A 20751-nucleotide genomic window follows, 5' to 3' on the forward strand; every position below is an offset into this window, starting at 1 on the left:
CCATGAACAATCCTCACCGTGCCCGCACGGCGCGCCATACCGATGCAGCATCCGCACACCAACTGCGCCTTGAAAGTATCTACCTGCCGCAGGTCGAGTTGGCGCCCTGGGCCGAGTTAAAAGTCGATGCCTGGGTACAGCTGATCGAGAGCAAGCCGTGACCGGTCTCTACGAATGGAACCCGATGCCTTATCAACTGGCGGTACGCTGCCCCCGGTGCAGCCGCGAAGCCTCGTTCGAATTCGCCGAAGCACGGGTGATACGACGCAAGCTGGAGGTGCCGCTATTTAAGGCTCATTCGGCCTTCGAGTACCAGCTACGCCCCAGCCGCGATGGTCATTTCCAGCACATGGCCGTGTACTTCCAAGGGTTGCACGGTGACCCGCGGCAGGCGCTACATGATCTACCCGAGGGCTACCAGGCAGCGGACTGGTGCCATTCGCGCTACCTGCGCCAACAGTACGGCCATACGCTCGGTGCCCTGATCTGTGCCCCCTGCGGCCTGCGCAGTCGCCACCAGCTGGCCTGGCCAGGCGAGGCGTATTACGCTGTGGACTACAAGCACCATCTGCTCTGGGCCTACCACCGCGAGTCGGCTCTGGAGTTGCGCGACTATCTGCTGTCCAGCGACCGCAAGCTGCGTGAATACCGCTGGGCCGCCATGCTGCTGCACGTGCCTGGCATGTTCAAAACCCGCAAGGCGCGCGCTCCGCTGACGCACCACTTGAGCCGGCTACTCGCCGGTCAATCCAGGACCGTTCAGCGGCGGTAAGCCGGTAGAGGCAACGACAAAGGCTGCGGGTTGGCGATTACCCATTGCACTGCCAGCGCACTGAGCCGATCTGTGCGTGCAGCATCATCGTCACCACCGCGCAGCGCGGCCGCCAGCGCCTGGGCTTCGGCCAGCTCGCCGGGCGACAGCGGCACGGCACTGCCCAGATGACGGACCAACGCCGTCAACATGGCCTTGAAGTCGGTATCCCAGTTGGTCGCACCGTTGTGATGTATTTCTCGGGAAATACGCCCGCTGAGGCGAACCACCTCACCCTGCACGGTGGCGGCCGGGCCGTTAGATGGCACCAGCAGTTGCCAGAGTTGCTGGTGCTGGTTGTGCCAGGGGCCGTCCGCGACACTGATGGCAGCCTTGCCATCGTGAAGCTGGCGCGAGGCGACAGGCGTGACGCCGAACAGGCCATACAGACTGGCCAGTCCTGCATCCGTCGCCTCGAGATAGTCCGGGTTGAAGCCTGCGCGGTGAAATTCGAATTCACGGCCAATACGCTGCACCTCGGCCAGCATGGCATCGTCTACCGGCACGCCTGCATCCAGCAGGATCTGGGCAATCTTCGCGGTTGCCTCGATGTCGGCGTTGCTGGTGGTGGCCAGCGCGATCTGCAGCACGCCATGCCCCTGACGATTCCTGGCATCGATGTCAGCGCCACGACGAATCAACGCAGCGAGCGCTTGCACCTTGTGACTTTTGGCTGCTGCGTGCAGTGGCGTATCACCCTGGTAGTCCTGCGCCTCTATATCGGCACCCAGATCCAGCAACAGATCAACGCCGCCCTTCCAGCTGGAGCTGCGATGGTGCAACGCCGTACGCTGATAGGTGTCGCGGGCATCAATGCCCGCGCCCTGTTCAACCAGCCAGCGCACCAGCTCATCAGGGCAGTTGTAGAAGCCCAGTGCCGTGCTCTTGCTGTAGCCGCCGGTAGCCTCGAGTTCGCACTGGTCGAACACGGCAATCAGCTCCTCGAGTGAGGCCTGCTCAAGCAGTTGGCCGAAATCCTTGGGCAAGGTCTTGCGCTTACGCTTGGCCATCAAATCCAATACTCCAGAAATACCGGTACAGTGCTTACCTTCATGGCTTTCGCCGAGGCCTGTCAACGATCCAATACCCAGCGGGAAATGACCAGTGACACAGGATCTACCCACCTTCCGCCTGCATCCCAATGTTTATCAGCTGGACCTGTTCGAGCGAGAAGCCGGCACCTGCGCGTGCTGCGGCGAGCAGCGCGACTGGAAGTACCAAGGTCCGTTCTACGCCATACAAAAACCCGACTACCTCTGCCCTTGGTGCATCGCCGATGGCAGCGCCGCCAGGTATTACGAAGGGCAATTCAACGACGAGTTGTGCATCGAAGGCTGGGAACCGGACCCATCGGCCTCGGCTAACGCCCTGGGTGAAGAATTGATCGCCGAGGTGTGTGACCGCACGCCGGGTTACCTGGCCTGGCAGCAGGGCGAATGGCTGGTGCATTGCGGGCAGCTGTGCCAGTTCATCGGGTATGTCGGTGCTGCCGAGATAGAACAGCTTCGCCCGCAACTGACAGGTGATCTGCAGGATCTTTCTCCTGCCTATGTGCAGGCGCTGAGCGCGGATGACAGCCCGACCGGCTACCTGTTTCGCTGCGTGCAGTGCGGCACCCACCGGCTGCATACCGACGGCACCTGAACCACTCGGCCCTGCGCTAGAATCGCCCCCATGAAAAAACCACGCTCCAATTTCCTGACCGTTCTCTACATCTTCGCCATCGCCACCGCCGCGATCGGCGGGTTCTGCCTGATTGGCCTGGCCTTCTACCTGTTCTTCACGGGGGCGATCTTTATCGATGGCGTAGCCAGCGTGTCGGTATTGCTGATATTCGCCACCATTGCCTGGAAGGGTCGCGTCACCTGGGCGAAGCCGGTGGCGGCGGCGTTACTGATAGCCATCACCGCCTATGTCGCCATGCTCCTCGATGCCCGTGGCAACCCGGTCTACAACAAGCCGCTGGAGTGGCTGTTCGCCCCGGCAGGCGCGCATTTGCAGACCCACGAGATCGTCTCCCACGGCGGCGCCAGTACCGGGGTGAATTACGACTTCCACTTCGTCGATGTCAGCGGCCAGCGGGTGGGTGAGCTGAGCAGCTGGATAGTGGTGCCCTTTCGGTTCTTCGAGTATCTGCTGATTCTGTCGGCCTTCATGTGGCCGCTCACCTGGCTGCGCGATCGGTTCGGCCGCTCGCAATGGCTGCCGCCACCGCCGCGATAAGGCACCGCCTGAATTGCCATACCGTCAACCGTAGCTCTCCAGTCTAATCAGGAACCTTCATGGTCAATCCCTACGCGATTAATCCGGCCGAGCCAGGCGCTTCCCATGAAGCTCGCCAAGGGTCGCAACTGCCCATGCGCCTGCTGTTCACGGCGCTCGCGTGCTGCACGGCCAGCATCGTCATTCGCTGGGTCATCATGTGGCTGACCTTGGAGCCGGAGTATTTCCAGACCTACCTGAACAACCTGTGGCAGCTGGGCGGTTATTGGCTCAGCGCTCTGGCCGTCGACGGCTGCAGTGCGCTGCTGCTCGCCCGCTATTACCTGCAGCGCCACAGCCTGGTGGATGTCAGCCGCCCGGCTTTGCTTGTCGCGCTGTTCGTGGGCCTGTATCTGATTGCCATTTTCGTGGTCGGTCTGCTCTACAACCTACTGTGGGCTCAGCTGGCGCCTTCACTGTATGAAAACGCCAGCGGCCTTTCGCCCACGCTGCTGATGCTGCCGCTGAACCTGGTTTCGTTCATGCTGGCGACGCTGCTGCCGCTGTGGCTGAGCCTTTATCTGATGCGCCGCGCGGGCCAGTTCCAGAGCGGCCTTACCCAGGTGAGCCGCGGTGAAGCCGCCTTGGCCTTCGGCCTGCTGTTCATCGTGTTCTACACCAAGCTGCTGACGCTACTGCCCACCCACATGATCAGCCCTTACGGCATGGAGTGGCTGCTGGGGCTTAGCAACGTGGTCGGCCTGGTGTATGGGCTGGTAGCGATGATTGCTGCCTACCGCTCGCTGCCGGCGCAATTGGCAAGGCTGGCCGTTGGCCGTCTGCTGGCGAGCGTACTGCTGTGCATGGCGATCTGGCTGCTGGTGGCCGCCGTGCTGGCGTTCGTCTTGCTGGTAGCGCTGTATGCCGGCTCGGAGTTTCTGGTGCTGGGGTTGATGGTGCTGTTCGGGATCCTGCTGCTGGCGATGCTCTGGCCGCTGACCCACCTGAGCCTGCGCTGGGTCTACCGCCCGCTCGCTGCCTGAGTTGCCCCTGCGCCTTGCGGTGCGGGACAATCCGCACCGATTCAGGCCAGCGGATACCCCGACATGCAGCAGCGCACCGTTCTCTTCGACCTTGACGGCACCCTCACCGACCCGCGTGAGGGCATCACCCGCTCGGTGCAATATGCGCTGTCGAAACTGGATATCCACGAGCCCGACCTGGTGGCACTGGAGCACTTCATCGGCCCACCGCTACTGCAGTGCTTCATGCACACCTACAGCCTCAGCGAAGCCCGCGCCTGGGAGGCGGTGAACCACTACCGCGATCGTTTCCGTGAGGTAGGCCTGTATGAAAACCAGCTGTTCGACGGCGTGATCGAGCTGTTGCAGCTGCTGCAGTCGCAGGGTCGCACCCTGTACATCGCCACCAGCAAGCCCAACGTATTCGCCAGCGAGATCGCCCGTCACTTCGACTTCGCCCGTTACTTCAAGGCCATCTACGGCAGCGAATTGGACGGCACGCGCACCAACAAGGTGGAGCTGATCGCCCACCTGCTCGAACAGGAAGGTCTAGATGCGGCGGATACGCTGATGATCGGCGATCGCAAGCATGACCTGATCGGCGCCCACAGCAACGGTTTGCAGGCGGTGGCGGTGGGTTACGGGTTCGGCAGCCTGGAAGAGCTCGCTGGCGAGCGCCCGGCTTACCATGTGCAGACACTGGCGCAGCTGCACCAGGCGTTCGTCGGCTAAAACGATAGCGGCCCAGGCCGCTACATCATCCGCGAGCCGGTCAGGTCGTTGCGCTGGTAGATCACTTTGTTGCTGCCGCCGTCGCAGGTGCCGATCACCATGGCGTCATCCTCGACCTCTTCGTTGGGCACGATTTCCAGCGTATAGCTGGTCACGCCCGCGGCCTGGATTTTGACCTCGATTTCCTTCTTGAGCTCCTCGCACGATTTGGGCGACGCCCAGGCACTGCTGCTGAGCATGCCTAGCACCAGCATCGCTGCCATCCATCCTCTCATCACGACCTTCCTCTGCGTCTGGTTGTTCGGACCCTACTCTCGGACAACGGACAACGCCTGCAGTTGTATCTGCCGTTGCGTTTGCGGCAAGGCGCCCAGTTCGGCGACCCGCCGGTAGAACGTCGGCCAGTCGCCATTCACCTCGGCGAACAGCCCGGCGAAGGCTGAAACCCACTGATCATAGAGGCCGAAAGGCAACAGCTTGGCGTTGTTCAGGGGCCCGTCGATCCAGCTGTCGTAGTAGCCGACGCCGTTCCACTGGCTGGCGCGGAGCTGTCGGTACTCGGCGCGCAGGCGCTCGAATTCGGCCTGCTTGCCGGCGCGCATCGCCTCGGCATCCAGGCCGCTGGCGTAGAGTTTTTCCAGGCGTGCACGGCTGGCCAGCACCAGCGTGGTGAACTGCTCGCGGGGCTGCACGCCGACCTCCTTGGGCGCCGGCAGCCCACGCGCCGTGCGCCATTGGCGCAAGCCCTCCTGCTCGACGAAGGTGGCGTAGGACTCGTTGAACGCAGTGTCGCCGGCCAGGTAATACTGCTGGTGCGCCAGCTCATGGAAGATCACCGCCACCAGGCGCTCGTCGCTCCAGCGCAGCATGGTGTTGAGGATCGGGTCATCGAACCAGCCAAGGGTCGAATAGGCCTCCACGCCGCCCAGATAAGTATCCAGCCCCTGGGCCTTGAGCAGAGCCGCCGCGCCACGGGCCCGACTCTGCTCGTAGAAGCCGCGGTAGGCCACGCAGCCGGCAATGGGAAAGCAGTGCAGCTGGGGCTGCAGCGAGAACTCGTCGGTGGCGAACAGGTTCCACACCACGAAGGGGCGGTGCAGATCGGCATACAGTCGGTAGCTGCGGTTATCCGGCAACGCCAGCTTCTCACTGGCGAAGCGCCGCGCCTGCTGGGACAGCTCCAAGCGCTCGCGCAACTTCGGCTCGGTGGCCGGATCCTCGATCAGCGCCTGCACCAGCTGACGCGCGCTCAGCAATTGCAGCTGCCCGCGGGCCAGTTGCCCGTAGTAATCGACCGTACTGCAGCCGGCCAGCGCCAAGGCCAAAAGGGGAACCGCGGCGCGGCGCGAGAGGTCGACAGCTAGGGATATACACTGCTTGAACATGGCGGTCGTCATGCAAAGGGGATCGGCTCATCCTACCGCGAAGTCGCGGCCGCTTTGCGCGATACTGCCGTCATCCATGAATCGTCTCACCGGGAGACACTACCATGCGCCAGCCCCTCCTGCTTGCCAGCCTGCTGCTCCTCGGCGCCTGTGCGTCGCCACTGCCGGCTGCCGATCCGAACATGGCCTGGATCGATCTCAAGGGCGAAGGTATCGACCTGCTGATGGCAGAGCGCCTGGATCGCGAGCGCGTCAATGACGGCCGCTATTTCCAGGTAACCCCTGGCGCCCATGAACTGGAGATGCGCTATCGCTTCGAGATTGCTGGCGGCGGTGGCATGTCGATGATCTCAGAGCCGCAGCAGCTGACCTGTGATGTGCGAATTCGCTATGACGACTTCAAGGCTGGTCAGCGCTATCGAGTCGAGGCCCGCTCGGCAGCGATGCGTGCTTATACCGTGCTCTACGATGCTGACCGCAACGCGTTGGCGCAGGGCAAGAATCTGCGCTGCGGCACTTTTTAATCTGAGGGGATAAAAGCGACTGAGCCGCGCAATGCGGCTCAGGGGGAACCATCAGGCTTCCAGCACGGCTTCCAGGGTGATCTCGGCGTTCAGCACCTTGGATACCGGGCAACCAGTCTTGGCGGTTTCCACTGCTTTCTCGAAGGCAGCGCGGTCAGCACCCGGGATCTTGGCTTTCAGCGACAGATGCACGGCGGTGATGGCGAAACCGCCGTCCTGCTTGTCCAGGGTCACTTCGGCCTTGGTGTCGATGCTCTCGGCAGTCATGCCCGCCTCGCCCAGTTCCTTGGACAGTGCCATGGAGAAACAGCCGGCATGGGCCGCGCCGATTAGCTCTTCGGGGTTGGTGCCTGGCTTGTCTTCGAAGCGGGTATTGAAGCCGTAAGGCTGTTCGGAAAGCACACCGCTCTGGGTAGAAATGGTGCCCTTGCCGTCTTTGATGCCGCCCTGCCAGTGGGCCGATGCTGTCTTCTTCATCTTTACGCTCCTGTTGATAAGGGGTACAGAATTCAGAGGGACAGCGGCCGGGCAAGTTCGAGTTTTTTGCCGGGTGACCGGCTGCTCAGCGCAGGCCGGCGAGGATATCGAAGGCGTGCAGGCGGTCGGCGAAGTCGTAGTGGTCGCAGGTGAAGATCAGCTCGTCGGCCTCGGTCTGCTCCAGCAATACCTCCAGGCGCGCACGAATCTTCTGCGGCCCGCCGATCACCGCCATGCCCAGGAAGCTGCCCACCGCATCGCGCTCATGGGGCAACCACAAACCTTCCATCGACTCCACCGGCGGGCGCTGCACCAGGCTCTGGCCTCGGATCAGCGAGAGGATGCGCTGATAGGCGGAGGTCGCCAGGTACTGCGCCTGCTCGTCGGTATCGGCGGCCAGCAGTGGCACGCCGAGCATCACATAGGGCTTGTCGAGCACCTCGGACGGTTTGAAGGCATTGCGGTAGACGCGGATCGCCTCATGTACGTAGCGCGGCGCGAAATGCGAGGCGAAGGCATAGGGCAAGCCGCGCTCACCGGCCAGCTGGGCGCTGAACAGGCTGGAGCCGAGCAGCCAGATCGGCACGTTGGTGCCACTGCCAGGCATGGCGATCACCCGCTGATCCGAGGTGCGCGGGCCGAGATAGCGCTGCAGTTCGGCAACGTCCTGCGGGAAGTCGTCGGCGCTGCCGGAGCGCTCGCGGCGCAGCGCATGGGCGGTGAACTGGTCGGCGCCGGGTGCGCGGCCCAGGCCCAGCTCGATGCGTCCCGGATACAGGGTCGCCAGGGTGCCGAACTGCTCGGCGACCACCAGCGGCGCGTGGTTGGGCAGCATTACCCCGCCCGAGCCCAGGCGGATGTGCGAGGTGCCGGCGGCCAGGTAGCCGAGCAGCACGGCGGTGGCCGAACTGGCGATGCCATCCATGTTGTGGTGCTCGGCGACCCAGAAGCGGTTGAACTCCAGCGACTCGACGTGCCGGGCCAGCGCCAGCGAATTGTGCAGCGCCTGCTGGGCGCTGCCGGTGTCGCGAATCGGCGCCAGGTCGAGAACGGAGAAAGGAAGTTTGGCGAGTGCGGACATGAGAAAATCCTTGCTGATGGATAACGCCGGGGCCTTATCCGAGTAAAACAGTAGGTCTTATCCTACGCCTCCCGTCCAGCTCAGGCCACCTCATGGCAAATTGCAGGCAATAAAAAGCCGGCACCGCAGAGGCTGCGAGCCGGCTTCAGGCCATCGTCATCAGTTGCGCTGGTAGACGATTTCCTTGGTGTCACCACCGCAGGTGCCCACGACCTGGCGGTCGGTCACGCTGCCTTTATCAACGATTTCCAGGGTGTAGGACGCAACGCCCTTGGCCTGGAGCTTCGCATCGATCTCGCCTTTCAGCGTTTCGCAGTCTTTGGCCGCCGCGAAGGTCGAGCCAGCGAATGCCATCAGGGCTGCTGCAAACAACACGTTCTTCATCACAAACGCTCCCTCGTACCAGTGAACAACGCCGGGCTGAAATTGGCCCGGCTCAATGAAAGCCGCTGATTGCCGGTCTGGCAAGTCCTGCGGCTGCGATGCCCGCGATCAGCTGTTGGCGATGCGGAAGCCAACCTTCAGGGTTACCTGATAGTGAGCCACTGCGCCGTCGGCGATGTGACCACGGGTTTCGGTGATTTCGAACCACTCCAGATGCCGAATGCTCTTGCTGGCCTCGGCCAGGGCATTGTTGATGGCATCTTCGATACTCGAAGTGGACGAGCCAACCAGCTCGACCTTCTTGTAGGTGTGATGATCCGACATATTCGCCTCCAGGGCTGTGAATTCAGGTGGGCTGATCGCCCTTAATCAATCAGTCACTGGAGGACGCTGCTAAGTTCAGGTTTTCGCTTGCGAGGGCGAGCGGTATTGAGCACGGCGTCACTACGCCAGCATAAACAGGCGTGGCGGCACGGCATCATCGCTTACTGATGGGCCCTCGGGAGTGGCGCTTACGACGCGGCCAGGGATTGGCGGACGGCTCAGGCCGACGCGGCGCCCGAGCCGAACGGCCGATCGCCGAGAATCGTCGCGCGGTGCATGATGCGCCGCTGCGGGCGGTAGTCGTCGCAGGCGTAGTGCTGGGTCAGGCGGTTGTCCCAAAAGGCCAGGTCGCCCTGGCGCCATTGCCAGCGCACGGAAAATTCCGGTCGGGCGATCTGTTTGAAGAGCATCTGCAGCAGCGCGGTGCTTTCGCCCGGCCCCAGCTCGTTGATGCGCGTGGTGAACGCCTCGCTGACGAACAGGCCCTTGCGCCCGGTTTCCGGGTGCACGCGAATCACCGGATGGATCACCGGCGGATTGGCGGCGCGGGCGGCGTTCCATTTTTCCAGGGCGTCCGGGGTATTGCCGAAGCGCTCCAGCGGAAACGACAGGGCCAGGTCATGCACCGCGGTCAGGCCGTCGAGCAGCCCGCGGATCGGCGCGGAAAGCGCGTCGTATGCCGCCGAGCAGCTGGCCCACAGCGTGTCACCACCGTGGGGCGGCACGTGCCGGGCGCTGAGCAGCGAGCCCAGCGGCGGTGACTGGATGAACGACACGTCCGAATGCCACAGGGCGTTGTCGCGCAGGTCGTTGAGGTCGGTATCCAGCACCAGGATTTCCGGCTGCTCCGCGATCTTCGGGTAGATCGGGTGAATGTGCAGGTCGCCGAACAGCGCGGCAGCATTGCGCTGCTGCGCGGGCGTCAGCAACTGATCGCGAAAGAACAGCACCTGGTGTTCGAGCAAACCCTGATGCAGCGCCTGATGGTCGGCGGGTGTCAGCGGCTGCGCCAGATCGATACCGGTGACGCGGGCGCCCAGGGCCTGGCCGATCCGCTCGAATTGGATAGTCATGTACTCAACTCCAGGACGCGAAACGTTTTTGCAGAGCCCGCAAACCGAGCTCGATAGCCAGGGCGATGCCGGCGATCAGCAGGATGCCGACCACCACCACGTCGGTAGCGAGGAACTGCGCAGCGGACTGCACCATGAAACCCAGGCCCTGATTGGCGGCGATCAGCTCGGCAGCCACCAGCGTCGACCAGCCCACCCCGAGGGCGATGCGCAGCCCGGTGAGGATGTCCGGCAACGCGCTGGGCAGAATCACGTGGCGCACCACCTGCAGACGGCTGGCGCCCAGGCAGCGCACCGCCTGGATACGCGCCTTGTCGACGCGGCGCACGCCGCCCACGGTGGCGATCAGCAGCGGCGCGAACAGCGCCAGGTAGATGAGCAACACCTTGGACAGCTCGCCGATGCCGAACCAGATCACCATCAACGGCAGATAGGCCAACGGCGGAATCGGCCGGTAGAACTCCACCAGCGGGTCGAGCGCGGCGTTGAGGGTCGGGTTCAGGCCCATGGCGATGCCCAGCGGCACGGCGGTGATCACCGCCGCCAGCAAGGCCACCAGCACGCGCCACAGGCTGGTGCTCAGGTGCTGCCACAGGGTAGCGTCCAGGTAGCCGTCGTGCAGCAAGCCCTTGAGCGCCACCAGCAGTTGCTCGGGCGCCGGCAGGAAGATGGTATCGATCCAGCCCAGGTGCGTGGCCAGCCACCACAGGCTCGCCAGCGCGGCCAGGGTGCCGAAGGCGGCCACGCGGCGGCGGTCGAGGCCGATGACAAGGCGGCGACGGCGGACGTTCAGCGTGCTGCGTAGCGCTTCAGTAGGCATGGTCGGCGGGCTCCTGCAGGAAAATATCGAGCAACTCCTGGCGCAACTGCGCGAAAGCCGGATCGCCCTTGATCGAACGTACCGGCTCGCCGGCGGTGTAACGGCGCGCGAACGGCAACTGCCGGCGCAACACCGCGCGGGCGGGCGGGCCATCCAGCACGATCAGGTCGGTGGCCAGGAACAGCGCCTCGTCGACGCTGTGGGTGATCAGGAACAGGCCCTTGCCGGTGCGCTTCCAGACGTCGAGCAGCAGCACCTGCATGCGCTCGCGGGTCAGTGCATCGAGGGCGCCGAAGGGTTCGTCGAGCAACAGGAAATCCGGGTCGACTGCCAGCGCCCGGGCCAGGCCGAGGCGCTGACGCTGGCCGCCGGACAGCTCGCCGACCTGATGGTGGGCATGGCTGGCCAGGCCGACCAGCTCCAGCACCTGCCGCGCCCGCGCATGGCGCTCGGCCTTGTTCAGACCCCGCAGGCGCAGGCCCAGGGCGACGTTGTCGAGGGCATCCAGCCAGGGCATCAGCGCGTCGTCCTGGAACACCACGCCGCGCTCGCCGCCCGGGCCTTGCAGGGTTTTACCGTCGAGATGCACACGGCCGCTGTCCGTTGGCTGAAAACCGGCCAGCACGTTGAGCAGGCTCGACTTGCCGCAGCCCGACGGGCCGAGCACGACCACCGACTCACCCTTGTCGATCTGCAGGTCGAAGTTATCCAGGATCACCTGCGCAGCACCGCGGCGCTCGAAGCTCAGGCTGACCCGCTCGGCATTCAGTCGGCTCATGGTCGACTCCTCAATTAAAAAAGCCCCTCCGAAGAGGGGCAAACCTGTCGTGAAGGTGATTCGGTTCACTGCGCCTTGGGCACGTACTCGGCGCTCACGTAGGGTGAGTAGTCCGGCAGGACGGCGGGAATGCGCTTCTGTTCCTTGAGGAACTCGGCAGTGCGCGCAGTGGCTTTGGCGGTGCCACCGCCCAACAGCTCGGCGCTCACCTGCTGCTGCGCATTGGGATAGGTCGAGCCGGCCAGCAACTCGGGAACGTCGGCGGCGTTGGCGCCGATCAGCTTGGAGATCTTCCTGGCCTGCTCGGAATCGGCCGTCCACTTGGCGGCGTTGGCCTGGTAGTCGGCAAAGGCGTCCAGGGTCACTCCGGCGAACTCGGCGAGCACCTCAGGGTGCTTCTCGGCGAAGTCCTTGCGGGCGACCCACACCTCGAAGGTGGGCGCGCCCCATTTGCCGACTTCAGCGGCATCGGTCAGCACCTTGCCGCTGCGCTTGATCTCGCCCAGGGCCGGCGACCAGACGAAGGCGCCGTCGATGTCACCGCGCTTCCAGGCGGCGTTGATCTCGGCGGGGTTGAGGTTGACGATCTTCACCTTGCTCGGGTCGATGTTCCAGTGCTTGAGGGCACCGAGCAGGCTGTAGTGGGACGTGGACACGAACGGCGTGGCGATGGTCTTGCCAACCAGTTGCTCGGGTGTGTCGATGCCGCTGCCGTTACGCACCACCAGCGCCTCGGCGGCGTTGATCTGCGCCGCTACCAGAAAGGTCACCAGCGGCAGCTTTCGCGAAGTGGCGGCGGCCAATGGGCTGGAGCCGAGATTGCCGATCTGCACGTCGCCGGAGGCCAGGGCGGTCACCACTTCGGGGCCGGAATTGAAGCGTCGCCAGTCGAGCTTCTCGCCGATGGCTTTCTCGTAGGCACCGTCGGCCTGGGCGACCTTGGATGGGTCCACGCCGGTCTGGTAGCCGATGACGATATCGGCCGCCTGGGCCTGCAGGCTGGTGGCAGCCACGACGGCGAGCAGCAGGGTCTTCAAGGCATGTTTCATGAGCAACTCCTCGCAATGGGCACCGAGCCATCCCGGCTGCCTGCGCCTCGGTGGCGCTGTTGCGAGAAATTTATGGTTATAAAAAATATCCTTCCAATAACATTTAATGATTAGCTTAGAGCCGCCTGTCACAGCCGTGAGCCAGAGCGGCAGCGCTTGCACAAGACAATGCCGGTTACAGCAAAACGCGCCGATAGCCGGACCTCGATCACCCGGTCGCCAGCCACTTGGGATTGCCGTTTGCAGGCAGTAGAATCCGCCGTTTTTCCAGGCGATCACGACCATGCAACCAGGTGACTCCCCGCGTAACGGCGAACTGATCTACGGCCTCGAGGACCGCCCGCGCCCGCTGGTGGCCATCCTCGCCGCCCTGCAGCATCTGCTGGCGATCATCGTACCGATCGTCACACCGGGCCTGCTGATCTGCCAGGCGCTGGGCGTGTCGGCCCGCGACACCAACCTGATCGTGTCCATGAGCCTGGTGATTTCCGGCATCGCCACCTACGTGCAATGCCGCCGCTTCGGGCCGCTGGGCGCGGGCCTGCTGGTGGTACAGGGCACCAGCTTCAACTTCGTCGGCCCGCTGATCGCCGGCGGCGCGCTGATGGTCAAGCAGGGCACACCAGTGGAAGGCGTGATGGCGGCGATCTTCGGCGTGGTGATCGCCGGCTCGTTCGTGGAGATCGGCATCTCGCGCATCCTGCCGTTCGTGAAGAAGCTGATCACGCCGCTGGTGACCGGCATCGTGGTGCTGATGATCGGCCTGACGCTGATCAAGGTCGGTCTGATCAGCATGGGTGGCGGCTACGGCGCGATGGCGGGTGGCACCTTCGCCAACGGCGAGAACCTGCTGCTGTCCGGCGTGGTGCTGGCGGTGATCGTGGTGCTCAACCGCATCCCGGTGGTGTGGATGCGTAGCTGCGCCATCGTCATCGCCCTGCTGGTCGGCTATGCGCTGGCCGGCTACCTGGGCCGCCTGGACTTCACCGGCATGCACCAGGCCGAACTGTTCCAGGTACCGACGCCGCTGCACTTCGGCCTGGGCTTCTCGTGGAGCCTGTTCATCCCGATGCTGGTGATCTACCTGGTGACGTCCCTGGAAGCCATCGGCGATGTGACTGCCACCAGCAAGGTGTCGCGCCAGCCGGTGGAAGGCCCGCTGTGGATGCAACGCATCAAGGGCGGCGTGCTGGTCAACGGCGTCAATTCGCTGCTGGCCGGCGTGTTCAATACCTTTCCCAGCTCGATCTTCGCCCAGAACAACGGGGTGATTCAGCTGACCGGCATCGCCAGCCGCCACATCGGTGTGTGGATCGCCCTGGTGCTGGTGATTCTCGGCCTGTTCCCGGCCGTAGCCGGCGTGATCCAGGCCGTGCCCGAGCCGGTGCTCGGCGGCGCGGCAATGGTCATGTTCGGCGCCGTGGCGGCGTCGGGCATCAACATCCTCGCCGGCATCGAGCTGGACCGCCGCGCGCTGCTGATCATCGCCGTGTCCCTGGCCCTCGGCCTCGGCGTTTCCCAGGTACCGGAGTTCCTCGCCCATATGCCGGCGGCCCTGCGCAACGTGCTGGAATCCGGCGTGGCCACCGGCGGTATCTGCGCGCTGGTGCTCAACTGGTTCCTGCCGGAAAGTGCGGCCAAGGCCGATGCGGCCTAGATTTCCTGGACCATTAAAAAGGCCGCTGATGCGGCCTTTTTTCATGCTGATGCCAACGGGCTAGCGGCGTGCCCAGGTTTCGAAACGGTGCGCGGGGGCCACGTCGGTGGCCGCCTGCTCGTCGCACTCGACGCGCTGCCATTGCGCCTCGTCGAACAACGGAAACCAGGCGTCGCCCTCGGGCTGCAGCGCCACCCGGGTCAGGTACAGGCGGTCGGCACCCGGCAGCGCTTGTTCATAAAGCTGGGCACCGCCGATCAGCATCACTTCGTCGACACCCTGCTCGCGCGCCCAGGCTTCGGCACGCTGATGCGCGGCCTCGACCGTGGCGAAGACTTCCGCGCCTTCGAGCTGCAGGCTTGCCTGGCGACTGACCACCAAGTTGAGACGCCCCGGCAACGGACGGCCGAGAGAATCCCAGGTTTTGCGACCCATGATGATCGGCTTGCCGAGGGTCTTGGCCTTGAAGTGCTTGAGATCCGCCGGCAAGTGCCAGGGCAGTTGATTGTCGCGGCCGATCACGCGATTTTCGGCGAGGGCGGCGATCAGGCAGAGGGGGAGTCGAGTCGTCATGGCGGCGAGCATAGCAGAGGGCTGCGTGCCGTCGTATGACTTGCTGCATTGTCATGCGCGCGCCATGGTTGATGGTGCAGGCTAACCCCTCAAATCGCCAGGAAGCCCTCTCCATGCCGACCCACCAGCCCCGCGCGCTGCTGCTCAGCGCCCTGCTCGCCCTGCCCTTCACCGCCAACGCGGAACAACCGACAGCCCCCGAAGCCAAGCGCGCCGACGACGGCAAGCCGCTGATCATCGCCCATCGCGGCGCCAGCGGTTATCTGCCCGAACATACCCTAGCGGCCTATGCGATCGCGGTGCTGCAGGGCGCGGATTACATCGAGCCGGACCTGGTAATGAGCAAGGACGGCCAGCTGTTCGCCCGCCATGACAACGAGCTGGGCTTGACCACCGACGTGGCCAAACACCCGGAGTTCGCCGAGCGCAAACGCAAGCAGCGCATCGATGGGGTCGAGCTCGATGGCTGGTTCAGCGAGGACTTTACCGCCGCCGAGCTCAAACGCCTGCGCGCCATCGAGCGCATCCCCGATATCCGCCCAGGCAACACGCGCCTGGACGGCCAGTTCGAGATTCCGACCCTGCAGGAAATCATCGACCTGGTGAAGGCGCTGCAGGTCAGCCAGGGCCGCGAGATCGGCCTGTATATCGAGACCAAGCACCCCGCGCACTTCCAGCAGCTCGGGCTGGCCATGGAGAAGCCTCTGGTCGAGGCGCTGGCCCGCAACGGCTACCGCGACGGCAAAGCGCCAGTGTTTATCCAGTCGTTCGAAGTCAGCAACCTCAAGGTCCTGCGCCAGCTCAGCCCGCTGCGCCTGGTGCAGCTCTACGGCAAAGGCCAGCCCCAGGATCAGGTCGAGTTGGGTAATCCGCTGACCTACGCGCAGATGGCCACACCTGCTGGATTGAAGGCAGTGGCCGAGTACGCCAACGGCGTCGGCCCGGACAAGGGCTACGTCATCCCACGCCAACCGGACGGCAGCCTGGGTGAGCCGACACGTTTTGTCACCGATGCCCATGCCGCCGGCCTCAAGGTTCATCCCTATACCTTCCGCGCCGAAAACCAGTTCCTGCCCACCGACCTGCAACGGGGCAGCGACCCGGCCACCCGCGGCGACATCGACGCCGAGCTGCGCGCCTTCCTGGCCACGGGCATCGATGGCCTGTTCATCGATCAGCCGGATATCGCCGTGCGCCTGCGCGACGCCGCCGGCCGGTAACTGCGAGCTGTTGTCATTCACCACGCAGCGGGTATGCTCCCGGAGACTGACACTCACCGGGAGATCGCGTGTCCCTACCCAAGCTGCAACGCCTCTGGCTCTGCGAGGCCGTGCGCCTGCGCGAAGAACATGCCGGCCTGCTCGAAGACAGCGAAGCCAACCGCCGCGCTCAGGTAGCCGGTGGCGACCTGGCCACCCGTATCGAACACCGCGCCCTGCACCTGGCCGAGCGTGACGGCCAGGTGCAGGCACAGCGCCACTGGCTGCAAGGCGCGCGCCTGGCCCTGCTGCTGCTCGGCCTACTGGTCCTGGCCAGCGGCGCCGGCCTGGCGGTAGCGGCTCTGGGTGACGGGCAGACGCCGGTGAACGTGTTCTGGGCCCTGGGCAGCCTGCTCGGCCTGCATATTCTGATGCTGCTGGGCTGGGTGCTCGGCCTGCTGTTCGGTGGTGGTCATGGCGCGGTGCTCGGCCGTCTGTGGCTGTGGCTTAGCGAAAAGCTGGCCCGCGATGCCAGCGCACTGCATACCGGCCCGGCCCTGGTTCTGCTGCTGCGCCGCCAGCGCCTCAATCGCTGGCTGGTCGGCATGGCCGTACACGGCCTTTGGCTGGTGGCACTGACCACCGCCCTGGTGATGCTGCTGGCGCTGCTCTCCACCCGCCGCTATGGCTTCGTCTGGGAAACCACCCTGCTCGGTGGCAACACCTTCGTCGCCCTGACCCAGGCCCTGGGCGCATTGCCTGGCCTGCTCGGTTTTCCAGTGCCCGATGCCGCCACCATCCGCGCCAGCGGCGACAGCCCGTTGCCGCTGGAAGCCGCGCGCCACGCCTGGGCCGGCTGGCTGATCGGCGTGCTGATGATCTACGGGCTGCTGCCGCGCCTGCTACTGGGCCTGGTGTGCCTGTGGCGCTGGCGAACCGGCACGGCCAGGCTGACCCTGGACCTGTCGCAACCCGGCTACGACCTGTTGCGTGACCGCCTGCAGCCCAACAGCGAACGCTTGGGCATCTGCGATGCCGAACCAGCGCAGCTTCATCGGGTGCAGCCGGCTGCCGGTGTGGCCGCAAGCGACGGCGCACTGCTGGTGGCGATCGAACTGGACGACCGCCGCCCCTGGCCGCCGGCGCTGCCCAAGTCGGTGGCCGACGCCGGGATCATCGATAGCCGTGAGCAGCGCCGTCAGTTGCTCGACCAACTCACCCGCTTTCCGCCGGCGCGCCTGGCCATCGCCTGCGATCCACGGCGTTCACCGGACCGCGGTAGCCTGGCACTGCTCGCCGAACTGGCCCGCAGTGCCGGCGAAACGCGCATCTGGCTGCTGCAGCCACCCCAGGGCGAGACCCTCGACAGCGAGCGCCTCGGCGACTGGCACAAGGCGCTGGACGACCTGCAACTGGTCCACCGCGGCAGCTCGCCGCTGACCTGGCTGGAGACCGGCCATGACTGAAAAGAACCGCTGGGTGGATGACAGTCTTTTCATCCGCCGTGTACCTGTAGAGGGCGGTGGATGGGTGAAGCGTCATCCACCCTACGATGACCATAAGCATCGCGTAGAAACCGCGCCCTTGTGGCGAGCCCTGGGAGGTCAAAGACCATGACCCAGGCTCTGAGACTCGCCGTGGTCGGCCACACCAACGTCGGCAAGACCTCGCTGCTGCGTACCCTGACCCGTGACGTCGGCTTTGGCGAGGTGTCCCATCGCCCCAGCACCACCCGCCACGTCGAGGGCGCGCGCCTGTCGGTGGACGGCGAGGCGCTGCTGGAGCTCTACGACACGCCCGGCCTGGAAGATGCCATCGCCCTGCTCGATTACCTCGACGGGCTCGACCGCCCCGGCGAGCGCCTCGACGGCCCGGCGCGACTGGCCCGCTTCATGGAAGGCAGCGAGGCGCGCCAGCGCTTCGAGCAGGAAGCCAAGGTGCTGCGCCAGCTACAGGCCTCGGATGCCGGCCTGTACGTGATCGACGCCCGCGAGCCAGTGTTGGCCAAGTACCGCGACGAGCTGAACGCGCTGGCAATGTGTGGCCGGCCGCTGCTGCCGGTGCTGAATTTCGTGGCCAGCGCCAACCACCGTGAGGACGACTGGCGCGAAGCCCTGGCGCGCCTGGGGTTGCATGCCCTGGTGCGTTTCGACAGCGTGGCGCCGCCGCTCGATGGTGAGCGCCGCCTGTACGAAAGCCTGGCGCTGATGCACGAGAAGTCGCGCCCGCAATTGCAGCGCTTGATCGACGATCACGAAGCCCAGCGCGTGGCTCGCCACCGCAGCGCCAAGCGGCTGATCGCCGAGCTGCTGGTCGACTGCGCCGCCTGCCGGCGCAGCGTCGCCAACCAGCCGGAGCTGGAAAAAAGCGCCATCGAGGATTTGCGCACCCAGGTGCGCCAGCGTGAACAACGCTGCGTTGAAGCCCTGCTGCGCCTGTACGCCTTTCGCCGCGAAGACGCCCGCACCGAGGATCTGCCCCTGCTCAATGGCCGCTGGGGCGAGGATCTGTTCAACCCGGAAACCATCAAGCAACTGGGCATCCGCCTGGGCGGCGGCGCGGCCGCCGGTGCCGCAGCCGGCGCGGGTGTGGATCTGCTGGTCGGCGGCCTGACCCTGGGCACCGCCGCCCTGGCTGGCGCGCTGCTCGGCGGTGGCGCGCAGACCCTGCGCAACTACGGCTCGCGCCTCAAGGGCAAGCTCCAGGGCCAACGCGAGCTGACCGTCGACGACGCCGTGCTGCGCCTGCTCGCCCTGCGCCAGGAGCACTTGCTGGCCGCGCTGGATCAACGCGGCCACGCGGCCGTCGAAGCGGTGCGTCTCGGCGCCCTGCAGGACAGCCAGTGGCGCGAAGGCAAACTGCCGGGCGCCCTGCGCGTCGCCCGCGCACGGCCGGAGTGGTCGTCGCTGAACCCGGGCGCGCGGGTCGATCAGGTCGAACGCCAGGAACAGGTCGAACGCCTGGCTCGGGAAATCGGCTCGGTGCCAGGCGCGTCATGACCTTGTGCGCAGAGCTGGCCGCGGTGCTGGCCCGCGAGTTGAGCAGCGGCAACCGCCTCGGCCAGGCGCCGCATCGCGCCGGCTGGCCACAGCCCGACTCGCTGTTCGCCGCCCTGCGCGATGATTTCAAGAGCGACCTCGCGCATCTGCCGGCCTGCCTGCAACATGGCTACTGCAACGATCCCCACTACGGCTGGTACGAAGAACTCTACTGCCGTGATCACCACCACCTGCTGGTCGCCGGCGTGCCCAAACCCGGCCGCCGCTGAACACGAGCACGTCCGATGCCCATCGCCAACCTGTTCCATGACAGCCAGCCACCTGCCGAGGACGAGCGCTTCGACACCCTGCTAAGCCACCGCAACCTGCAGATCGAGCGGATCCTCAGCTCGTCACGGATCGAGTCGGTGGACTACGTGCAGGAACAGGATGAATGGGTACTGCTGGCCCGCGGCGAGGCGAGCATGACGATTGCCGGAGAACCCATCGAACTGACTGCCGGCGATCACCTGTTCCTGGCAGCCGGCACACCACACCGGGTGGAGCGCACCAGCGAAGGCGCCCTGTGGCTGGCCATCCATTTGCACCCCAGCAACCCGTAGCCCGGGTTGAGCGCAGCGATACCCGGGATTTGTGCAAGCCCTTGCCATCGACCCGGGTTACGCCTTCGGCTAACCCAGGCTACGAAACATCCGGAGGGTGAAAGACGCTTCCCCAAGTCTCAGCGCCTGAGCAGGCTCGTCCACAGCGTTGCCGCGACAATCAGAAAGCCGCCGATCCACGCCTGCACGCTCAGCTGCTCGCTGAGCCACAGCACCGCAAACAGCGCGCCGAACAGTGGCTCGCTGCCCATCAACAGCGACACGCGGGTCGGGCTGCTGCGCCGCAGCGCGTAGTTCTGCACGAAGAAGGCGAACAGAGTGGCGAACAGCACCAGGTACAGCGTGCCGATCCAGAACGCCGGCTCTACCGGCAAGACAGGCAAGCCGCCTGGCAGGATGATCGCCCCGAGCAACAGGCAGCCGAAACCGATCACTCCGGTCTGTACCGCGGTCAGCGCCAGGGCCGGCACCTGGGTGTGTGCGGTCAGCCGGCCGGTCAGGCATACCAGCACAGCGCGCAGCAACGCCGCCAGCAGCATCAGTCCATCGCCGAGGTTGAACTGCAGGTCGACACCGCCGCTGAGCAGCCAGGTACCGAACAGCGATAGCGCGACGGCCGGCAGCAGCCGCGAGTCGGGACGGCGGTCGAACATCAGCCATTCCACGAACGGCGTGATGACCACGCACAGGCTGATCAGGAAGGCGGCATTGCTCGCGGAGGTGTGCAGCACGCCGTAGGTTTCGCACAGGAAGATCGCCAGCATCACACCGCCCAGCGGGATGCCGGGTGCCCAGGCCTGGCGCCCGTCGCCGCGCAGCTGTGGCAGCAGGATCAAGAAGGTCAGGCAGAAACGCACGGCGAGAAAGCCCAGCACCGGATAGAACACCAGCGCCTCCTTGGCCACGCCGTAACTGGTGCCCCAGACCATGGCGACCAGCAACAGGAGCACATCACTGGCCTGCATCAGGCGCGAAGGGGAACGGCTAACCAGGGTGGACATGTGGGTACTTCCTGCAATCGGTGGGGAGCGCATTGTCCATTGCGTCCCTGAGCGTGAT

26 protein-coding genes are annotated in these 20751 nt (G+C 65.1%); 13 read left to right on the top strand and 13 right to left on the bottom strand.

The genetic code is table 11. The features are described from left to right. The first annotated feature begins 2 nt into the window (after positions 1 to 2). Positions 3 to 161 (top strand): hypothetical protein, encoded by a 159-nt coding sequence (locus tag BM279_RS23325; RefSeq protein ID WP_167363083.1) that lies wholly within the window; start codon positions 3 to 5, stop codon positions 159 to 161. Continuing rightward, complete coding sequence (locus BM279_RS02550) at positions 158 to 772, top strand: hypothetical protein (RefSeq protein WP_093500639.1); 615 nt, start codon at positions 158 to 160, stop codon at positions 770 to 772. The genes BM279_RS23325 and BM279_RS02550 overlap by 4 nt, the downstream gene beginning before the upstream one ends. On the opposite strand, the gene BM279_RS02555 is transcribed toward BM279_RS02550, so the two are convergent. Then, a complete protein-coding gene (locus tag BM279_RS02555; RefSeq protein WP_093500641.1) occupies positions 760 to 1821 on the bottom strand; it encodes an ankyrin repeat domain-containing protein in 1062 nt (353 codons plus the stop codon). The genes BM279_RS02550 and BM279_RS02555 overlap by 13 nt on opposite strands. A gap of 94 nt (positions 1822 to 1915) precedes the next feature. Here BM279_RS02555 and BM279_RS02560 point away from each other — a divergent pair, with 94 nt between their 5' ends. From BM279_RS02560 to BM279_RS02575, 4 genes are all read left to right on the top strand, one after another. Beyond that, a complete protein-coding gene (locus BM279_RS02560; RefSeq protein ID WP_093500643.1) occupies positions 1916 to 2455 on the top strand; it encodes a CbrC family protein in 540 nt (179 codons plus the stop codon). A 30-nt stretch (positions 2456 to 2485) separates the two neighbouring features. Next, on the top strand, positions 2486 to 3034 hold the full coding sequence (locus BM279_RS02565; protein WP_093500645.1) for a hypothetical protein: 549 nt from the start codon (positions 2486 to 2488) through the stop codon (positions 3032 to 3034). A gap of 59 nt (positions 3035 to 3093) precedes the next feature. After that, positions 3094 to 4056 (top strand): hypothetical protein, encoded by a 963-nt coding sequence (locus BM279_RS02570; RefSeq protein ID WP_093500647.1) that lies wholly within the window; start codon positions 3094 to 3096, stop codon positions 4054 to 4056. 63 nt (positions 4057 to 4119) lie between these two features. After that, positions 4120 to 4767, top strand: a complete 648-nt coding sequence (locus BM279_RS02575; RefSeq protein WP_093500649.1) for an HAD family hydrolase — start codon at positions 4120 to 4122, stop codon at positions 4765 to 4767. A gap of 20 nt (positions 4768 to 4787) precedes the next feature. Here the strand turns inward: BM279_RS02575 and BM279_RS02580 are convergent, their stop codons facing one another. Both BM279_RS02580 and BM279_RS02585 read right to left on the bottom strand, forming a co-directional pair. Next, on the bottom strand, positions 4788 to 5042 hold the full coding sequence (locus BM279_RS02580; protein ID WP_093500651.1) for a DUF1161 domain-containing protein: 255 nt from the start codon (positions 5040 to 5042) through the stop codon (positions 4788 to 4790). Between the two features lie 33 nt (positions 5043 to 5075). Beyond that, positions 5076 to 6152: an aminopeptidase gene (locus BM279_RS02585; protein WP_167363084.1), complete on the bottom strand. Its 1077-nt coding sequence runs from the start codon at positions 6150 to 6152 to the stop codon at positions 5076 to 5078. Positions 6153 to 6256: 104 nt separating this feature from the next. Here BM279_RS02585 and BM279_RS02590 point away from each other — a divergent pair, with 104 nt between their 5' ends. Next, positions 6257 to 6676 carry a PA0061/PA0062 family lipoprotein gene (locus tag BM279_RS02590; RefSeq protein ID WP_093500655.1) on the top strand — a complete coding sequence of 140 codons (420 nt, stop codon included), beginning with the start codon at positions 6257 to 6259 and terminating at the stop codon, positions 6674 to 6676. 51 nt (positions 6677 to 6727) lie between these two features. Here the strand turns inward: BM279_RS02590 and BM279_RS02595 are convergent, their stop codons facing one another. The 8 genes from BM279_RS02595 to tauA all read right to left on the bottom strand — a co-directional run bounded on the left by BM279_RS02595 (position 6728) and on the right by tauA (position 12662). Beyond that, positions 6728 to 7153 carry an OsmC family protein gene (locus BM279_RS02595; RefSeq protein WP_075928408.1) on the bottom strand — a complete coding sequence of 142 codons (426 nt, stop codon included), beginning with the start codon at positions 7151 to 7153 and terminating at the stop codon, positions 6728 to 6730. 85 nt (positions 7154 to 7238) lie between these two features. Then, on the bottom strand, positions 7239 to 8234 hold the full coding sequence (locus BM279_RS02600; protein ID WP_093500657.1) for an LLM class flavin-dependent oxidoreductase: 996 nt from the start codon (positions 8232 to 8234) through the stop codon (positions 7239 to 7241). A gap of 159 nt (positions 8235 to 8393) precedes the next feature. After that, complete coding sequence (locus BM279_RS02605) at positions 8394 to 8618, bottom strand: DUF1161 domain-containing protein (RefSeq protein ID WP_093500659.1); 225 nt, start codon at positions 8616 to 8618, stop codon at positions 8394 to 8396. A 108-nt stretch (positions 8619 to 8726) separates the two neighbouring features. Then, a complete protein-coding gene (locus tag BM279_RS02610; RefSeq protein WP_013789361.1) occupies positions 8727 to 8942 on the bottom strand; it encodes a dodecin in 216 nt (71 codons plus the stop codon). Positions 8943 to 9160: 218 nt separating this feature from the next. Continuing rightward, positions 9161 to 10015: a taurine dioxygenase gene (tauD, locus tag BM279_RS02615; RefSeq protein WP_093500661.1), complete on the bottom strand. Its 855-nt coding sequence runs from the start codon at positions 10013 to 10015 to the stop codon at positions 9161 to 9163. A gap of 4 nt (positions 10016 to 10019) precedes the next feature. Beyond that, positions 10020 to 10835: a taurine ABC transporter permease TauC gene (tauC, locus tag BM279_RS02620; protein WP_093500663.1), complete on the bottom strand. Its 816-nt coding sequence runs from the start codon at positions 10833 to 10835 to the stop codon at positions 10020 to 10022. Further along, positions 10825 to 11613 carry a taurine ABC transporter ATP-binding protein gene (locus BM279_RS02625; RefSeq protein ID WP_093500665.1) on the bottom strand — a complete coding sequence of 263 codons (789 nt, stop codon included), beginning with the start codon at positions 11611 to 11613 and terminating at the stop codon, positions 10825 to 10827. The genes tauC and BM279_RS02625 overlap by 11 nt, the downstream gene beginning before the upstream one ends. Before the next feature lie 65 nt (positions 11614 to 11678). Then, positions 11679 to 12662 carry a taurine ABC transporter substrate-binding protein gene (gene tauA, locus BM279_RS02630; RefSeq protein ID WP_425272659.1) on the bottom strand — a complete coding sequence of 328 codons (984 nt, stop codon included), beginning with the start codon at positions 12660 to 12662 and terminating at the stop codon, positions 11679 to 11681. Between the two features lie 283 nt (positions 12663 to 12945). Between tauA and BM279_RS02635 the strand changes: the two genes are divergently transcribed. After that, a complete protein-coding gene (locus tag BM279_RS02635; protein WP_093500669.1) occupies positions 12946 to 14319 on the top strand; it encodes a uracil-xanthine permease family protein in 1374 nt (457 codons plus the stop codon). Positions 14320 to 14379: 60 nt separating this feature from the next. Here the strand turns inward: BM279_RS02635 and BM279_RS02640 are convergent, their stop codons facing one another. Further along, on the bottom strand, positions 14380 to 14904 hold the full coding sequence (locus tag BM279_RS02640) for a dihydrofolate reductase (protein WP_167363085.1): 525 nt from the start codon (positions 14902 to 14904) through the stop codon (positions 14380 to 14382). Between the two features lie 101 nt (positions 14905 to 15005). On the opposite strand from BM279_RS02640, the gene BM279_RS02645 reads away from it, so the two are divergent. From BM279_RS02645 to BM279_RS02665, 5 genes are all read left to right on the top strand, one after another. After that, a complete protein-coding gene (locus BM279_RS02645) occupies positions 15006 to 16112 on the top strand; it encodes a glycerophosphodiester phosphodiesterase (protein ID WP_093500671.1) in 1107 nt (368 codons plus the stop codon). A 68-nt stretch (positions 16113 to 16180) separates the two neighbouring features. Continuing rightward, on the top strand, positions 16181 to 17557 hold the full coding sequence (locus BM279_RS02650; RefSeq protein WP_093500673.1) for a DUF2868 domain-containing protein: 1377 nt from the start codon (positions 16181 to 16183) through the stop codon (positions 17555 to 17557). Between the two features lie 147 nt (positions 17558 to 17704). After that, a complete protein-coding gene (locus BM279_RS02655; RefSeq protein ID WP_093500676.1) occupies positions 17705 to 19090 on the top strand; it encodes a GTPase/DUF3482 domain-containing protein in 1386 nt (461 codons plus the stop codon). After that, positions 19087 to 19359 carry a hypothetical protein gene (locus BM279_RS02660; protein WP_075960828.1) on the top strand — a complete coding sequence of 91 codons (273 nt, stop codon included), beginning with the start codon at positions 19087 to 19089 and terminating at the stop codon, positions 19357 to 19359. Before BM279_RS02655 ends, BM279_RS02660 begins: the two co-directional genes overlap by 4 nt. Positions 19360 to 19374: 15 nt before the next feature. Then, the gene (locus BM279_RS02665; RefSeq protein WP_093500678.1) at positions 19375 to 19692 is read left to right on the top strand and encodes a cupin domain-containing protein; all 318 of its coding nucleotides are present in this window, start codon (positions 19375 to 19377) and stop codon (positions 19690 to 19692) included. Positions 19693 to 19811: 119 nt separating this feature from the next. Here the strand turns inward: BM279_RS02665 and BM279_RS02670 are convergent, their stop codons facing one another. Then, positions 19812 to 20693 (bottom strand): DMT family transporter, encoded by an 882-nt coding sequence (locus BM279_RS02670; protein WP_093500680.1) that lies wholly within the window; start codon positions 20691 to 20693, stop codon positions 19812 to 19814. Positions 20694 to 20751 lie beyond the last annotated feature (58 nt).

It is taken from the genome of Phytopseudomonas straminea (assembly GCF_900112645.1).
GTDB lineage: Bacteria > Pseudomonadota > Gammaproteobacteria > Pseudomonadales > Pseudomonadaceae > Aquipseudomonas > Aquipseudomonas straminea.

Excerpts from the sequence above, each read along its gene's own strand:
- BM279_RS02570 (WP_093500647.1), top strand. The coding sequence starts at position 3,094 with ATGGTCAATCCCTACGCGATTAATCCGGCCGAGCCAGGCGCTTCCCAT.
- BM279_RS02555 (WP_093500641.1), bottom strand. The coding sequence starts at position 1,821 with ATGGCCAAGCGTAAGCGCAAGACCTTGCCCAAGGATTTCGGCCAACTG.
- BM279_RS02595 (WP_075928408.1), bottom strand. The coding sequence starts at position 7,153 with ATGAAGAAGACAGCATCGGCCCACTGGCAGGGCGGCATCAAAGACGGC.
- BM279_RS02640 (WP_167363085.1), bottom strand. The coding sequence starts at position 14,904 with ATGCTCGCCGCCATGACGACTCGACTCCCCCTCTGCCTGATCGCCGCC.
- BM279_RS23325 (WP_167363083.1), top strand. The coding sequence starts at position 3 with ATGAACAATCCTCACCGTGCCCGCACGGCGCGCCATACCGATGCAGCA.
- BM279_RS02655 (WP_093500676.1), top strand. The coding sequence starts at position 17,705 with ATGACCCAGGCTCTGAGACTCGCCGTGGTCGGCCACACCAACGTCGGC.
- BM279_RS02635 (WP_093500669.1), top strand. The coding sequence starts at position 12,946 with ATGCAACCAGGTGACTCCCCGCGTAACGGCGAACTGATCTACGGCCTC.
- BM279_RS02645 (WP_093500671.1), top strand. The coding sequence starts at position 15,006 with ATGCCGACCCACCAGCCCCGCGCGCTGCTGCTCAGCGCCCTGCTCGCC.
- BM279_RS02665 (WP_093500678.1), top strand. The coding sequence starts at position 19,375 with ATGCCCATCGCCAACCTGTTCCATGACAGCCAGCCACCTGCCGAGGAC.
- tauA (WP_425272659.1), bottom strand. The coding sequence starts at position 12,662 with ATGAAACATGCCTTGAAGACCCTGCTGCTCGCCGTCGTGGCTGCCACC.
- BM279_RS02580 (WP_093500651.1), bottom strand. The coding sequence starts at position 5,042 with ATGAGAGGATGGATGGCAGCGATGCTGGTGCTAGGCATGCTCAGCAGC.
- BM279_RS02670 (WP_093500680.1), bottom strand. The coding sequence starts at position 20,693 with ATGTCCACCCTGGTTAGCCGTTCCCCTTCGCGCCTGATGCAGGCCAGT.
- BM279_RS02605 (WP_093500659.1), bottom strand. The coding sequence starts at position 8,618 with ATGAAGAACGTGTTGTTTGCAGCAGCCCTGATGGCATTCGCTGGCTCG.
- tauC (WP_093500663.1), bottom strand. The coding sequence starts at position 10,835 with ATGCCTACTGAAGCGCTACGCAGCACGCTGAACGTCCGCCGTCGCCGC.
- BM279_RS02610 (WP_013789361.1), bottom strand. The coding sequence starts at position 8,942 with ATGTCGGATCATCACACCTACAAGAAGGTCGAGCTGGTTGGCTCGTCC.
- BM279_RS02565 (WP_093500645.1), top strand. The coding sequence starts at position 2,486 with ATGAAAAAACCACGCTCCAATTTCCTGACCGTTCTCTACATCTTCGCC.
- BM279_RS02660 (WP_075960828.1), top strand. The coding sequence starts at position 19,087 with ATGACCTTGTGCGCAGAGCTGGCCGCGGTGCTGGCCCGCGAGTTGAGC.
- BM279_RS02585 (WP_167363084.1), bottom strand. The coding sequence starts at position 6,152 with ATGTTCAAGCAGTGTATATCCCTAGCTGTCGACCTCTCGCGCCGCGCC.
- BM279_RS02575 (WP_093500649.1), top strand. The coding sequence starts at position 4,120 with ATGCAGCAGCGCACCGTTCTCTTCGACCTTGACGGCACCCTCACCGAC.
- BM279_RS02625 (WP_093500665.1), bottom strand. The coding sequence starts at position 11,613 with ATGAGCCGACTGAATGCCGAGCGGGTCAGCCTGAGCTTCGAGCGCCGC.
- tauD (WP_093500661.1), bottom strand. The coding sequence starts at position 10,015 with ATGACTATCCAATTCGAGCGGATCGGCCAGGCCCTGGGCGCCCGCGTC.
- BM279_RS02600 (WP_093500657.1), bottom strand. The coding sequence starts at position 8,234 with ATGTCCGCACTCGCCAAACTTCCTTTCTCCGTTCTCGACCTGGCGCCG.
- BM279_RS02590 (WP_093500655.1), top strand. The coding sequence starts at position 6,257 with ATGCGCCAGCCCCTCCTGCTTGCCAGCCTGCTGCTCCTCGGCGCCTGT.